This window comes from Anaerolineales bacterium, from assembly GCA_015075625.1.
Taxonomy (GTDB): Bacteria; Chloroflexota; Anaerolineae; order Aggregatilineales; family UBA2796; genus UBA2796.
The window spans coordinates 558,901-573,561 of sequence record JABTTZ010000002.1 but is presented as its reverse complement, the minus strand read 5'-3'; the positions used below and the strand labels follow the sequence as shown (position 1 = coordinate 573,561).

The 14,661-nt window shown below is 57.3% G+C and carries 12 protein-coding genes; 1 reads left to right on the top strand and 11 read right to left on the bottom strand.

Features of this window, described 5'->3' with window-relative positions:
- Positions 1 to 8: 8 nt before the first annotated feature.
- Both HS103_11120 and HS103_11115 read right to left on the bottom strand, forming a co-directional pair.
- On the bottom strand, positions 9 to 626 hold the full coding sequence (locus HS103_11120) for a DUF305 domain-containing protein (GenBank protein ID MBE7513346.1): 618 nt from the start codon (positions 624 to 626) through the stop codon (positions 9 to 11).
- Between the two features lie 277 nt (positions 627 to 903).
- The gene (locus HS103_11115) at positions 904 to 2,499 is read right to left on the bottom strand and encodes an Hsp70 family protein (protein MBE7513345.1); all 1,596 of its coding nucleotides are present in this window, start codon (positions 2,497 to 2,499) and stop codon (positions 904 to 906) included.
- Between the two features lie 145 nt (positions 2,500 to 2,644).
- Here HS103_11115 and HS103_11110 point away from each other — a divergent pair, with 145 nt between their 5' ends.
- Entirely contained in the window at positions 2,645 to 3,223 is a 579-nt protein-coding gene (locus HS103_11110) for a polyketide cyclase (GenBank protein MBE7513344.1), read from the top strand.
- A gap of 9 nt (positions 3,224 to 3,232) precedes the next feature.
- Here the strand turns inward: HS103_11110 and HS103_11105 are convergent, their stop codons facing one another.
- The 9 genes from HS103_11105 to HS103_11065 form a co-directional block, all read right to left on the bottom strand.
- Positions 3,233 to 5,626: an aldehyde dehydrogenase family protein gene (locus HS103_11105; protein MBE7513343.1), complete on the bottom strand. Its 2,394-nt coding sequence runs from the start codon at positions 5,624 to 5,626 to the stop codon at positions 3,233 to 3,235.
- A gap of 250 nt (positions 5,627 to 5,876) precedes the next feature.
- Positions 5,877 to 6,695 (bottom strand): NAD(P)H-binding protein, encoded by an 819-nt coding sequence (locus tag HS103_11100; protein MBE7513342.1) that lies wholly within the window; start codon positions 6,693 to 6,695, stop codon positions 5,877 to 5,879.
- A gap of 8 nt (positions 6,696 to 6,703) precedes the next feature.
- The gene (surE, locus tag HS103_11095) at positions 6,704 to 7,462 is read right to left on the bottom strand and encodes a 5'/3'-nucleotidase SurE (GenBank protein ID MBE7513341.1); all 759 of its coding nucleotides are present in this window, start codon (positions 7,460 to 7,462) and stop codon (positions 6,704 to 6,706) included.
- A 344-nt stretch (positions 7,463 to 7,806) separates the two neighbouring features.
- Complete coding sequence (gene glgP / locus HS103_11090; GenBank protein MBE7513340.1) at positions 7,807 to 10,383, bottom strand: alpha-glucan family phosphorylase; 2,577 nt, start codon at positions 10,381 to 10,383, stop codon at positions 7,807 to 7,809.
- A 186-nt stretch (positions 10,384 to 10,569) separates the two neighbouring features.
- Entirely contained in the window at positions 10,570 to 11,274 is a 705-nt protein-coding gene (locus tag HS103_11085) for a hypothetical protein (GenBank protein MBE7513339.1), read from the bottom strand.
- Positions 11,275 to 11,379: 105 nt separating this feature from the next.
- Entirely contained in the window at positions 11,380 to 12,021 is a 642-nt protein-coding gene (locus HS103_11080; protein ID MBE7513338.1) for a response regulator, read from the bottom strand.
- Between the two features lie 199 nt (positions 12,022 to 12,220).
- On the bottom strand, positions 12,221 to 12,901 hold the full coding sequence (locus HS103_11075; GenBank protein MBE7513337.1) for an NAD(P)-binding domain-containing protein: 681 nt from the start codon (positions 12,899 to 12,901) through the stop codon (positions 12,221 to 12,223).
- Positions 12,902 to 13,180: 279 nt separating this feature from the next.
- A complete protein-coding gene (locus HS103_11070; GenBank protein MBE7513336.1) occupies positions 13,181 to 14,080 on the bottom strand; it encodes an aldo/keto reductase in 900 nt (299 codons plus the stop codon).
- 119 nt (positions 14,081 to 14,199) lie between these two features.
- The gene (locus tag HS103_11065; protein MBE7513335.1) at positions 14,200 to 14,649 is read right to left on the bottom strand and encodes a pyridoxamine 5'-phosphate oxidase; all 450 of its coding nucleotides are present in this window, start codon (positions 14,647 to 14,649) and stop codon (positions 14,200 to 14,202) included.
- Between the last annotated feature and the right edge of the window lie 12 nt (positions 14,650 to 14,661).

Here is a 14,661-nt window from a genome sequence, read left to right as displayed (position 1 = left end):
CGACACACTCACTTCGCCAAATCGCTGATCAAGCCCTCCATAAGGGCAATCTCTGCCGTCTGATCAGTCAAAATTGCCTCAGCCAATGCTCGCAGTTCGGGGTGACCGCTGCCCTCTGTTTGGCGCAGAATCCGCGTCGCCATATGGAGGGCATCATCGTGATGATCGATCATCGATTCCAGCCAAGCGATCTCGTAGTCACCCCCCTGCAAACGCGCTAAGCCCGCCATCATGCCCATCATCATGACGGGGTCGCTGTTGGGCATTCCCATCCCGCTGTGATCCATCTCCATCATACTGGTGTCGGTCATGCTCATCATGGAGATGGGCTGATAGGCGACGGCGTACCATGCCAAAAGCCACCCCTGCATCGTCTCAATCTCAGCGGTTTGCGCCGTGATGATGTTTTGACAGAGCGTTTTCACCGCATCGCTGGTGGCTTTGGCAAGGCAATCGTTCGCCATGTCCAGCGCCATTTGGTGATGATCGATCATCCCTTCCAAAAAGCGGACTTCAGCCCGTCCCGCCCGCCCCTCAGTGGGCGAATCGGCGTGGACAACGGACAACGCGCCAGCAGCGAACACAAGGCAGATCAATAGTAAGGTGCGGACTAGAAAACGGTACATAGGCGTGATTCCTCATGATTGGTAGAGCCTTAGCCGAGCTAAATGGGGGCAGCCCTCGTGTTTCCGATGGGAGAATGCCTGAGGGTATAGCCCCTAAAAGAGTCTACCCCACCCCCTCCGGGATGGGGTAAAGCGTATGATGAGAAAAATCACTATCTGACGTTACGCAGTAGTCCTTCCCCCTAGCCCCCTCAGCCTCAGCCTTCATGGGAGAGGGGGAAGCACCTCATCCTCACATCGCCCGCCGCAAGGCTAAAACACATGATAAACGATTACCTCAACGCAGCGTGGCGATCTCCCGATCCCGAAGGAGGACTGTCCCTGAGGTCATATCGGTCACCGTGACGAACAAACGCCGTCCCTCATCGACCCAAAAGGCGGCGCGAAGGCGGTCTTTCCCCACCATTCCGGGCGGGTTGAGGGCTGCCAAAATGGGAGGGGCAGCGCTGTTCAGGGCAATGGCGGCGGTCTGATCGGAATTCGTCAGGTCGGGTTGGGCAAGAAAGACCGGCTGCCCATCCTCATAGCGCACCCGCAAGTTCCCTACTGATTCGCTGTTTAGCAGCCCTACGATAATTTCCACCGCGTCTTGTTCGGGGTGTGCCACGCCGAGGATCACCTCCACCGCTTTGGGCATCGGGTAGCGTGTCCCCTGTGGGATGATCTCATCATAAGCGTGTGTGCCTGTTTCGGGGTGAAGGTGACGCAGCCCGTAGCTGTTTACCAAATAGTCCTCCAGCGCCACCCCAGAAGCGGCAAGCAGCGCTCCCTCAGCAACGGCAGTAAACGGTTTGTCGCCGCGTATATCCGCTTTGGGGAAAATCCCCCGAAGGATGCTCTGGACGATGGGCAGCAGCGATGTTCCACCCGTGAGTAGAACATACGCCACATCCTCCTTCTGAATGCCTTCCCGCCGCGCCACATGGAGCAGGCGATCCACAGTGCTGCGCAAATCATCCATGAACCCGTGCTGTTCTAAGACCTTTCGCATCTCTAAGCGCGTCAAGGGGAGTGTTCTTGATTCGCCGCCGAGGGTGATGGTTAGACGAGTTTCTTCGCTTGTGGCAAGGGCGATCTTCGCTGTCTCGCAGGCGGTCAGCAGGGGGGTGTACTCCTCGCCAAGCGAGGCGGGATCAACGTTTAAGCGGGCGCAGACCTCTGCCAGCAGCCAGCGATCAATATCGCCGCCGCCAAGCGTCCGTCCCGCTTTGGCATAGACTCGCGCTGTATGCGTTTCTGCCCCCCGTCCCCGCCGCAGCCTACTCAAGACGCCGCCCGTTTGTTCGCGGTGCGCGGGCAGTTGGACAAGCGAGAGATCGAGCGTCCCCCCGCCAAAATCAACGACGAGGACGAACGCCTCTGGCATCTGCACGGCATACCCAAGCGCCGCCGCTGTTGACTCATCCACAATATGGAGTTTTTCGCCCACCTCCCGCTCAAGAGTTTGGCTGACCCACGCAAGGTAAAACTCCAGTGCGGCGACGGGCGCGGTCAATACAAGCGGATCGATCAGGGCGATGGGTGTTGGCAGGGACGCGATGAGTCGCCGGAGGAAGGCTTGCCCCACCTCGTGATCGCGCCACTCACGCCCATCAATAAAGCGGCTTTGGGCGGTTTTGGGATTCACGATTCCCCGTTTGAAATCACGAAAGAGGCGCTTCGTCGGCTGTTGATCGTAGCCCTCGCTCCGCACCATCGCCCCGCTCAGCAGCCTATCGGGGGTGATATAGACAAGGGAAGGAATCAGCGGCGGAAGTCCACTAGCGGCGGGCAGGCTTAATTCCGGCAGGGCGACGATTTCAGCACCACCGTCCTCTGTTTGCCGCGCAATGACCGTGTTTGTTGTACCAAAATCAATGCTGTAGATGGGCATGGCGTTCCTTATGGGGTTTTGTCCTCACCTTTAGCAAATTCAAGTGTATTGAGGCAAGGAATTTGAGACAAGTTCTCGTGGGTTGCCCGCAAAATGGACTTCCATTAGACTACCTCTCGGATACATTCAGAAAGGATGCCCCTGTATGCCCACGAATGACTACCATTTCATCACCCATTGGCGGATGGAAGCAGCCCTTGAGGAAATCACCGCCATTCTCCGCGAGGCGAAGGATTTGCCTCGTTGGTGGTCGTCGGTCTACCTTGCCGTGAAAGAACTTGCTCCTGGTGATGCCGACGGCATTGGCAAACGGATCGACCTTTACACAAAAGGGTGGCTGCCCTACACCCTGCGCTGGACATTCACCGTCACTGAGGCGCACCCACTTGGCTTTAGCCTGACCGCCGAGGGTGATTTCGTCGGGCGCGGGGTGTGGACGTTCAAACCCGATGGAAATTTCGTAGACATCACCTACGATTGGCACATTCGCGCCGAAAAACCGCTCCTGAAACGGCTTTCCTTTTTGCTAAAGCCAATCTTCAAGATGAATCACCTTTGGGCAATGGCACGGGGCGAGGAAAGCCTGCGTTTGGAACTGCGCCGTGTGCGGGCGAAAACCTCGGCGGAACGGGAGGCTGTCCCCCCGCCGCCGCCGCCAACGCCGAATAATCCCTTCTCGTGGCTGGTCGCCGTCCTCTTTCAGCGGAAACGCTTCAGCCTGTGATGCGCGCCCCTACTCCCCGTAGGGCGTCCAGATATTCTTTACCTGTGTGGCGTGGCGGAGCAGTTCCGCCGCCCGCCCCGCTGCAAACCAATCGCGGGGTTTTGCCACCGCCCATGTCCGCTTCATGTTGCTCACCGAGGCGGCTTCTACCGCCGCCGCCCCTTCCGAACTGCCAAAATACCACACGGAATCAACGTTTTCATGCTCTGCCAAGACCTTCACCAAGCCTTCGCGCTTGCCCGTGATGATGTTGATCACGCCGGCTGGCATATCGGAGGTCTCAAAGACCTGATACAAATCCGTCGCCGCAAGGGGGTGGCGCTCAGAGGGGATGGCGACCACCGTATTACCCATTGCCACCGCACCAATGACCGTATCCACGAACGCCAACAGCGGCGCATCGTCTGGGCAGGCAATGCCGATCACGCCAATCGGTTCGGGGATCGCCATGACAACTCCGCGCAGCGGTGTGTTATGGACGACGCCTTCATATTTATCTGCCCACGCCGCCCATGTAAAGAGCCGCTCAATGCTTGCCTCTACCTCAGCACGCCCCGCCGCCCCCGTCATATGCTCCAAACGGGCGGCAAATTCGGCGGCACGGATGGCGAGATTCTCGGCAGTGTAGTAGAGGATTTGCGCCCGTTGATGCCCATGCGTGAACCCCCATGTGGCTGCCGCTTTTGCTGCCGCTTCAACAGCGTTCCGAATGTCTTTTCGATTGCCCTCGCCAACCTCTCCTACCAGCGCACCAGAGGCGTTCCGAATGAGCAGCGAGTAGCCGGAGTCAGGGCGTGCCTGTTTGCCATCGATGAACTGTTTCGCTGTGCGGTCAAGGGGGACTGGCGTCCCACCAGAAGTGCTACCAAGAGCGGTGGGTATTTGATCGGGGTTTGGTTGTGAATTGCCGCCAGATGGGGGGGTATGGGGGGGGAGCGTCATGTATTCATACAGCCCCTCGCGCCCGCCCTCGCGCCCGTAGCCGCTCTCCCGATAGCCGCCGAAACCAGACGCCGCATCAAAAAGGTTTGTGGCGTTGATCCAGACCGTCCCCGCCTTCACCTTTCGCGCCACATCAAGGGAGAGGTTCAGATTATCCGACCACACCGACGCCGCCAAGCCAAAGGGTGTGTTGTTGGCGAGGGCAACCGCTTCTTCCGGGGTGCGGAAGGTCATTGTGACGAGGACGGGACCAAAAATTTCGACTTGGGCAATCGTCGCGGCGGGGGCGACATTCGTAAAGAGTGTTGGCGGGAAGAAGTAACCCTCTTTGGGGACTGCCCACGAGGGTTGCCAACAGGTCGCCCCTTCCTGAATCCCTTGTTCCACAAGCTGCGCGATCTTTGCCAACTGGATAGGGGCGACAATCGCCCCAATATCCACCGCCTTATCCAGCGGGTCGCCCACACGGAGCGTTTCCATGCGCGTGCGGAGCTTGCTGATCAACCGTTCGGCAATGTTTTCTTGGACAAGCAGCCGCGATCCGGCGCAGCAGACCTGTCCCTGATTGAACCAGATCGCATCGACAACGCCCTCTACCGCGCTGTCAAGGTCGGCATCCTCAAAGACGATGAAGGGGGACTTCCCACCCAATTCAAGCGAGAGCTTTTTCCCGCTGCCCGCCGTCGTTTTGCGAATGATCCGCCCCACCTCAGTGGAGCCCGTGAAGGCAATTTTGTCGATTCCCCGATGGGCGGTGAGCAGCGCCCCCACCTTGCCATCCCCCGTCAGAATGTTCACCACCCCGTGCGGCAAACCGACCTCATGGCAAAGCTCGGCAAAGCGGATCGCTGTGAGCGAGGTGAACTCGGCAGGTTTGAGGATCACCGTGTTGCCCATCGCCAGCGCCGGGGCAATCTTCCACGCCAGCATCAGCAAGGGGAAGTTCCAGGGGATGATTTGCCCCACGACGCCGTGCGGCACAAACTCTGGGAATTCCGTTGCCATAAGCTGCGCCCACCCCGCATGGTGGTAGAAATGCCGCGCCACAAGAGGAATATCAATATCCCGCGTCTCGCGGATCGGCTTGCCGTTGTCCAGCGTCTCCAAAACGGCGAACATCCGCGAGTGCTTTTGTATTCCCCGCGCCAGCGCATAGAGGTAGCGGGCGCGGACATGTCCCGGTGTTTTCCCCCACGACTCAAAAGCGGCGCGGGCGGCGCTCACCGCCTGATTCACCTGATCGTCGCTCGCTTGTGCAATGTGTGCTAGGAGCTTTCCGGTGGCGGGATTGATGCTCTCGAAATGCGCTGCCCCAACGACGAACGCCCCATCAATATAAAGGGGCATCTTGTTCCCATCGCCGCGCCCTGCCAGCCATGCGCGGGCGGGGGTGTCGGCTTCGGGGGCGGGTCCGTAGTCCAGCGAGTCAAAAATGGCGGGGATGGTGGGTGGGGTGGTCATTATTGCAGTACCCTCACTGGTTGGGCTGCAACCAGCCTTCTTACAAGAAGGGCGGGCGTCGTTCGGTTACGCTTTAGATCAGCACCGCCTAGCCCATTGGTAAGTATATCGTGATAAGCGGGACTGTCAACCACTAAGGGGTCAATCTCCTTGAAAAATCCTGTAGGTGTGCTTTCATCTGGGATTGTTTTGAACGAATGCTTCTTTTCAATTCTGACTCCATAAGGATACCTGCGCCACAACTCACCCACTACCCGCCCGGCAGCCAGCCAAAGGGCGGTTCATCCTCAGCGCCCTCAGTGCGCACAACGCGGATGGGCGGCGCGTGGCGCGTGGGGACAATCTGCCGTTCGGCGCGGCGTCCGATCTGGCGCAGTTCACCCGCCCGAATAAGACGGTTCGTGTGTGAATCGCCAGTGAGCGCCAAGACCGCAATCCCCCGCGCCATCCGCAGGGCGGAAAGCGGCGCGTAAGGGCGGAAGGGCATTCCCAGTAGGGGGATGCGGGCAAGCAGCGAGGCAACAGCATAGAGCGGGCTGCGCTGCCCACCGGGGATATAGAGCGGCGGCGCACGGAGGATTGTCCATGCCAAGCCGGATTTCTGAAGGTAACGCTCAGCTTCGCGCTTGCTCTCGATGTAGTCGATGGGCAGACCGGGCGGGTTGGCGGCGGCGCTCAGAAAGACCATGTGGGGGACGCCATCGTTGACCGCCATCGCCGTGACATTGCGTGCCGAGACGAAATTCAACTGGCGAAAGGTGAGTCCGCGTTTGGGGTCGGGCTTCACTCCGCCCATCAGGTGGACGACAGCGGCATGTCCCCGCGCCCGCCCCCGCAAACTGCCCGGATTCCAGACATCCGCCGTGACAACTTCAATCTGATCGCGCAGCGCCGCAAGGCGTTCTTCGGTGTCGGGGCGCACCAAGAGGGTTACCGCCGCCCCGGCGTCAAGAAGTGCCTCGGCAACGCGAAGGGCAAGAAAGCCGGTACCGCCCGTGAGGAAGATGCGCCCTGAATTGCGAATCGGGACGAAGGAATCCCCCCGCCTGCGTTTTTCCTGATCGCTCATGAGGGAGGCTACAACCCCCATCCTTTCAGGGTGTCCATCATCGTATGTGCCGTCATGTCCAAGTGGATGGGCGTTACCGAAACATAGCCATGATGAACAGCCCAAATGTCCGTGCCTTCTTGGGAGATGTCGCCCGTTGGGGCTTCCCCGCCAATCCAGTAATAGGGGCGTCCAGAGGGGTCAAGGCGGGTGACCAACTCATCATGGTAGATGCTCGTCCCCTGGCGGGTGACCTGCACTCCTTTGATTTCAGCCAGAGACAAATGGGGGATGTTCACATTCAGCAGCGTCATACGGGGAAGTCCCTGTTGAATGACATGGGTGACGATTCGTTTCGCCCATTCCGCCGCCGCCGTGTAATCAGCTTCTAGAGAGCGATCTTGGTAGGAAAAAGCGACGGATGGTTTGCCGTGAATCGTTCCCTCAAAGGCGGCGGCAACCGTCCCGCTGTAGGTGAGGTCTTGCCCCAAATTCGTCCCCCGATTAATTCCTGAAACAATCATATCCACCGGCGTGCTGATCAACCCCAAAAATGCCAGCGAGACACAATCTGCCGGAGCGCCGTCGATGCTGTAGGCGTCAAAGCCCACCCCTAACTTCACAGGCGTGGCGCGGAGTGGTTTTGTCAGGGTTTTGCGGTGTCCATTCGCGCTTTGGTTTTCTTCGGGACCAATCACTGTGACGCGCCCAAATTCCTGCATGATGGTTGCCAGCGCCAGTAAACCGGGGGCAAAAATGCCATCGTCGTTTGAGACTAAAATATGCAAGGGAATATCCTTTTTGTTGATCGCTTACCATTGGCGGTGATTCTAGCGCGGGGGAGGAAAGAGGAACACCTCATTAACCATTCATGGTTGATGAAGGTCTGTTGACATTGTAATTCCCGTAGGGGCGCAATGCATTGCGCCTATCGCCCTGCGTGAGCGCCCGATGTTAAAACGTCGGGCGCTCACGCAGCTACCCCTTCGGGACTTGGAAACCCTAACCCCCACTCTGTAAACAGAGAAGACTCTCTCCCCCTTTCCCTGTCTACGGGGAAAGGGGGCAGGGGGGATAGGGGTTCTGCACCAAAACCGTCAACAGAACCGAGGTATCGGAAATTCAGCGTGACTTACGCCCAACGGATCAGGTTTTGCAAGAAGGGAGTCGGCAAATCCTCGTGGTTGGGGAGAATACGCACGGAAAGTCCTTGCTGTCCCGTGCTGTCGTAGGCAATCTCGGTGACGAATTCATAGACGGGCGAACCATCGCCATTACGGGCGTTCGTCGCCGTCATGTCCTTTGCCGTCCCCGAAAGCAGCAGCCCTTGTGTATCGAGCGTCCCATGATACGCCTGTACGCGAACATCTTTCGGGGTCAGACGCCCCAGATCAACAAGCGCCTTTACCTCTTGCAAATCCCCGATTTTTAGGTCGTTGGCGTTCGTTGTCACATGGAGGACTTTCACCTGTTCCCACAAGGCGTAGGTTTGCGTCAGCCATTGCGAGTAGGCGATTCCCCGCTTTAGGTCGGGGCTGGTCAGCCGTAGATAGCGTTCCTTCGCCGGCATGTAGAATTTCTCGGTGTATTCACGCACCATCCGATAGGTGTTGAAGAAGGGCGCCAAGTCGCGGATGCTGTTCTTCATTTTGGCAATCCACTCACGCGGCAAGCCGTCACGAGTCCGTTCATAAAACAGGGGGACGACATCCGTTTCCAAAATGGTGAGCAGCGCTTGTGACTCCACCATATCTTGCAAGGCGTAGGCGCTTTCGGGATATTCCTCGCCGCGCCCAATCTCCCAACCAACCTCGGCGCTGTAGCCTTCGTCCCACCAGCCATCCAGCGTGCTGAGGTTCAAGCCGCCGTTGTAGATTGCCTTCATGCCGCTTGTGCCGCTTGCTTCTTCGGGGCGGCGTGGGTTGTTCAGCCACACATCAATCCCTTGCAGCATCATCCGTGCCACCGCCATATCGTAGTTCTCTAGGAACACGATGCTGTTGCGGAATTCCGGCAGGCGGGAAAGGTTCACAATCTCGCGGATCAGTTCTTTGCCGGGGGTGTCGTGTGGGTGTGCCTTGCCCGCAAAGATCAATTGGACAGGGCGTTCGGAGTTGTTCAGCAAGCGTGCCAAGCGCTCCCGATCTCGGAAGATCATCGTCGCCCGTTTGTAGGTGGCAAAGCGACGGGCAAAGCCGATGGTCAACGCTTCTGGATTCAAGACCTCATCGGCATAGGCAATCTCAGAGGGAGACGCCCCGCGCTTTTGCAGTTGTTTGCGCAAGCGCTCACGACAGAAAGCAATCGAGCGTTCGCGGCGGCGTTCGTGCGTCCGCCATAGTTCAGCGTCAGGAATCTTCTCCACATCTTTCCAGACGTTCTTGTTTGTGGGGTCGGTGCGCCATTCGGGACCGAGGTAGCGATCATAAAGCTGCATCATCTCGCGGCTGAGCCATGTTTCGACGTGAATCCCGTTCGTCACATGGCTGATCGGCACATCGTCTTGGGGCAGGTTGGGGTAAATCCACCGCCACAGGTAACGGCTGACCTCGCCGTGAAGCCGCGCCACCCCATTTGCCACGCTAGAGAGCTTGAGCGCCAAAACGGGCATGGCAAAGAGATCATAGCCGCCCATGCTCTCCCGTCCGAGGTCGTGGAACTGCTCCCGCGTTAAGCCAAGCTCGCTCCACATCGCGCCGAAATGCTCATCGATTAGATCGAAGCCGAAACGCTCCAAGCCAGCGGGGACGGGCGTGTGCGTCGTAAAGACGTTTCCGGCGGCGCAAATATCCTTTGCTTGGATGAAGTTTAGCCCCGGATTTTCCTTCATCAGAAGGCGAATCCGCTCCAAGCCCATGAACGTGCTGTGTCCTTCGTTCATGTGATAGACAATCGGTTTATAGCCCATCAGCGAAAGTGCCTGAATACCGCCAATGCCCATCAGGATTTCTTGGCGAATACGCTGGCGGCGATCCCCCCCATAGAGCCGGTCTGTCAGGTTGCGATCCTCTTGGAGGGTGTTTTCGGGAATATTCGTATCAAGTAGGTAGAGCGGCACACGCCCGACCTTCACCCGCCAAATTTGGGCGTGAAGCATCCGCCCGGGCAGGGCAACCTTGACCAACAGGGGGCGTTTATCCTCACCGAGGACGCGGCTGACGGGCTGGTTGGCGTAATCGTTGATCGGGTATTCTTCTTGCTGATAGCCATCGGCGTTCAGGTATTGGGCGAAATACCCTTCCTGATAGAGCAAGCCCACGCCCACTAAAGGCAGCCCCAAATCGGAGGCGCTTTTCAGGTGATCGCCAGAGAGAATCCCCAGACCGCCGGAATAGTTCCGCAGACATTCGGTCAGCCCAAATTCCATCGAGAAGTAGGCGATCTCCGGTTTTTCGGGCGGCGCCCCAACGTTTTTGGTGTACCACGTTGATTTCTCGTTCATGTAGCGGTCAAAGGCGGCGCAGACGCGATCCAAGTGGGCGAGGAAGGCTTCATCCTCTGCCGCTTCTTGGAGCTTCGCCTGGCTGACTCTGCCCAGCAGCAGGACGGGGTTGTGAACGGTTTCTTCCCAAAGATCGCGGTCTAAACGCTGAAAGAGCAGCCGCGCCTCCACATCCCACGACCAATGAAGGTTATATGCCAATTCTAAGAGCCGTTCGAGGCTTGGCGGAAGATTGGGCGCCACCGACACAGTGGCGACAGGTTTAATCATGCCCATAGGTTCAGGTGATCCTGTGTAGATTGACCAACAACCGACATAAAACCCCATCCATCGATGGGGGATATAGTACGGTTACAGCAAGAGCAAAAGTTTTTCTCATCTTGTTTGGTAGTGTTTGGCAGCCCCTCGTATGATCCTTGTCATCTTTTGCCAAGCGGGGCGGATACCATCCCCTTAGGCGCTCAACAGTTGAACGGCTGCCTCGCACACTTGTTGAGGGATGCGATCTTCGCGCAGGAAATCTTCGCGCATCACCGGCAACAGGGTGCGAATATCGGCAAAGGGGATGCGTGGGTTGCTGGCAGAAAGCTGTACATCAGGATTGATGAAAATGACAATGCCATACACGGGAATGCTGGTCAAGCCATGTTTACCCAAATATTCGCGCAGAGAAAGAACATCTTGCAGGCACTCTAGACTGAATTTGTGACCGCTGAGGATGGGCGGTTTTCCGTTGCGGCTTTCCAACCAATCAAGGTCTTCGTTGCGAAATGTGCCGCTTTGCTTGCTCACCCGCATGACGAGCGCCCCCGGCGGACCGACCAAGACGGCATCAATATAATTCAAGCCGCGCTGCTTTACATTACCCACTAGTGTATAGCGGGCATCCAGAACAACCTTTAAGATTCCGGCGACGCTATCGGCTTCTTCGTTATCTTTCCGAAGGGTGACCCCACGAATCATGAGACCAATGCCAGCGAGGAAAACAAGACCGCCAAAGACGATGATCAACGAGCCAAAAAAGCCGCTCCCAAAAATGAGGGAGATAACAAAACCAAGCGCGGCGACCAAAACGCCGGACATCAACACCAACGCGCCAATGACCATCAATTGACGACCCCGACGTTGAACGCTGCGTCTGGGTTGCGTGGTCGTCATTTCGTTGGATTTCTGATTTTCCATAGGGTTAGCTCACTCTGCTGAGAAGGTGTAGGGCAAGGAAAGGGGCGTAAAGCTCAACACACAACATGGCATGATCGGGCATTAGGACGATGAACGTGGGGTGGGCGTCCCCCCCTCTGGCTTGATCGGTGTTGATGGTGCAGCCGAGGTTGTCGGGGAAGACGTTCCGGCCTTTGTCCCGTCTTTCGCCGTGTCTGCGGCGCTCTCTAATGGCGGCGCGGCGGGTTGTCCCAGGGTGGGGGCGGTGGGCGCTTTGCTGGTGGCAGCAGCGGCAGTGTTGTTCGTCGTTGGTACAGACAGTCCTGCCCCCGCTGGCGGTGTTTTTCGTTTCAGGATAATGGTATCAAGAATTTTACGTAGTTCCGGCATGGCGGGGAGCGGTTTATAGAGCAGCGCATCGGCTTGCGAAACCGCTTTGACTTCTTCTTCTTGATCACGGTTGAGGCGGTGGGCGGTGATCAGCACAACGGCGATCTGCCCCAGACGTGGACTGCGGCGAATCCGCGCCCCTACTTCCGGTCCCGGCACATCGGGAACGCGAATATCCAACAGCGCTAATTCGGGAAGTTCCCCCGTCACCGTTCCCCGATCTACATCATCGATCCAAGCGACGGCTTCGCCGCCATCGACAAAAGCAATGCCCTCGATCCCCCAAAGATCGAACATTGCCAACAGCACATCGTAAATATCGGGTTCGTCTTCGACCACGATCCACGTTGTCAACGGTAGCCCCTCGCTGTGTCTCGACATGCACCCTGAGGAGTGTACATCGAAATTGTTGTTTTCCCAACCGCCCCCTTTGACTTGGCACAAATGTTGGCACACTGGCGACAAATTGACGTAGGGGCATCATGCATGATGCCCCTACTACCTGACGCCCCGACAGGGAAACACATTGACAGCGCGGGATGTAGGTGCGACCCTACCGCACAACCTTGAAGTTAAACATGGGCGTTTGCAGCGCACCAAAGAGACTCAACCAAATCGGCAGCATCATCTCCGCACCGCGTGCTGTCTGAATATCCCCCAAATCAATGACGGATTTCCAACCGAAATTGTCCTTGAGAAATGCCGCCACCTGCGCTTTTGCCTCGGCGTCGTTTCCGCTGACGAACACATCATGCTCGGCTGGCAAAAGCGCCGGGTTGACCATCAGATAGGCATTCATCGTGTTGAGCGATTTCACCACCTTAAGCTGCGGGTAGGCGCGTTGAATTTGTTCGGCAAGGGAATCCGTGTTGGCAACGGAGAGCGTGGGGGGCATCCCCCGCGAGAAATCAAGCGTGTTGGCAATGTCAATCAGAATTTTACCATTCAGGTTGCTTTCGCCCACCGCCTTCAGCACCTCAAGAGAAACGCCGCCTGCGGTACAGTTGAAAAGAAGCTCCCCAAAAGCGCCCGCCTCGGCAAACGTTCCCAGTTTGATCTGCGAGTGCTGCTCATACCACACGTGAAAGGGTGGATTGCCCATCCCGTCTGGCTCGTTGTGAGCCAACGTCTTGCTGACCTCACGAGTGCCTAACATCACCTCATGCCCACATTCGGTCAGTTTTGCGCTGATTGCCCGTCCGACCATCCCTGTGCCAAGAACTGCGATTTTCATGTACGTTGTTCCTTTGGTTGGTTTTTGCTAGTTGTTTCTAAACTGTTCATTCCCTCAGCCCATGCAAGTGGAGCAAGGGGACACATACTCTGGGCGGCTGTGCATCCCAGAGCTGCCCTAGTGTTCCCGCTGTTCTAGGGTCTGTCTGCGACAAAATGCCTTACCCCCCGTGCTAAAGCACGGAGCTGAGACCAGCGGAAACCCCAAACCCTGCTTCCAGTCCGGCGCTTCAGCGCCGAGAACACTTTGCAGACACGCCCTAGTCCTCGCCATCCGTCTTTAGCCCCGCTTGGGCAGCGACGCTTGGCTAAGCGCTGCCACTTCCTCAGCGGTCAACGAGAATTTCAAGGTCTCGGCGTTCTCCATCGCCTGTTTGCCATTCTTTGCGCCCGGAATAGGAAGGACGAGCGGGTTTTCTACCAGCCAGCGCAAAGCGATTTGGCTAGGGGTCTTTCCATAGCGCTCCCCAATGTCACGCAGAAGCTGTATCAAGGGTTGTATGGCATCCAATGCGCGGCGGCTGTATTGGGGCAGAACGCGCCGGAAGAAGCCCCCCGCCCGCTTTTGCGCCGAATACTTACCGGTTAACCTGCCGCCCGCCAATGGCGAATATGCGATAAGGGTGATCCCCAACTCCCGACAGGCATCTAGAATCCCATTCGTCTCTGGTTGGCGGTGAAGGAGCGAATATTCAACCTGATTCGATGCCAGCGGAATACCCCGTTTGGCAAGCGCCGCGTGCGCTTCCCGCATTTGTTGGGCGGAATAGTTACTGACGCCCACTGCCCGGATTTTGCCCGCTTCAACTGCATCCGCCATGTGATTCATCAAGTCTGGAATGGACACGCTCCGCATCGGAAAGTGATGCTGGTAGAGGTCAATCGTCTCTCGTCCCAGATGGGCAAGACTTGCCTCTAATGCGCTTGGAAACCCTTCGGCGCGGAACGAAAACCCCGCTGGAAACTTGGAGGCGATCAGCGCATCTTGTCCGCGTACCAATTCTCCTATGCGACGCTCCGATGCGCCGCCGCTGTACATGGCAGCCGTATCAAACAAATTGACGCCCGCCGCTAGGCTTAACTCGAAGGCACGCTTTTCCTCCTCAGCGCCGTGTGCGCCGCCATAAGCGGTCTTGGCGGGGTGAAAACGGGAAAGCCCTTTGGCGTCCCCCCAGGTCATTGCCCCAACGCCTAGACGAGGCACTTTCAGGCTGCTGCTCCCTAAGGATGTGCTGTGTTCCACAACTTATGTTCCTTTCTCATCGGTGTGTGCCGATAACGCTACCCCTCGGCACTCTGTCATGGAGTGCGCCAGCGTCGTCGTATTGGATGCCCATCAATTCCGTATACAGTTGAAAATGCACCCTCAACATGTAATTCGAAAAGAATGAACGTCTCGTTACGGGGGTAGGCGGTGGCGGCATTGGCTATCTGATACATGGCGGGGTCATTTACGAGTATTCCCCGACCCTCGACATAGAACTCGTAGAATTCCCACGGCCCCCCATCGGGGTTGGTAATTGTGCCGTGCAGAACATACCGCCCGTCTCGAACCATATCGTGCTGTTTGGGTGAGGTCGATCCCATGAAGACGAAAAGATGCTTGTCGCTAACAATTGGTCTGACCGGATGTAAGCGCGGTGAGCCGTCCTTGCGAATCGTGGCAAGATAAGCACCCCGGTCATGTAACCGTTCTTTGCCAAAGGCTGCTAATTCAGGATCAGCTATAGCTAATCGGTGCCAACTCATGAGTACCTCTTT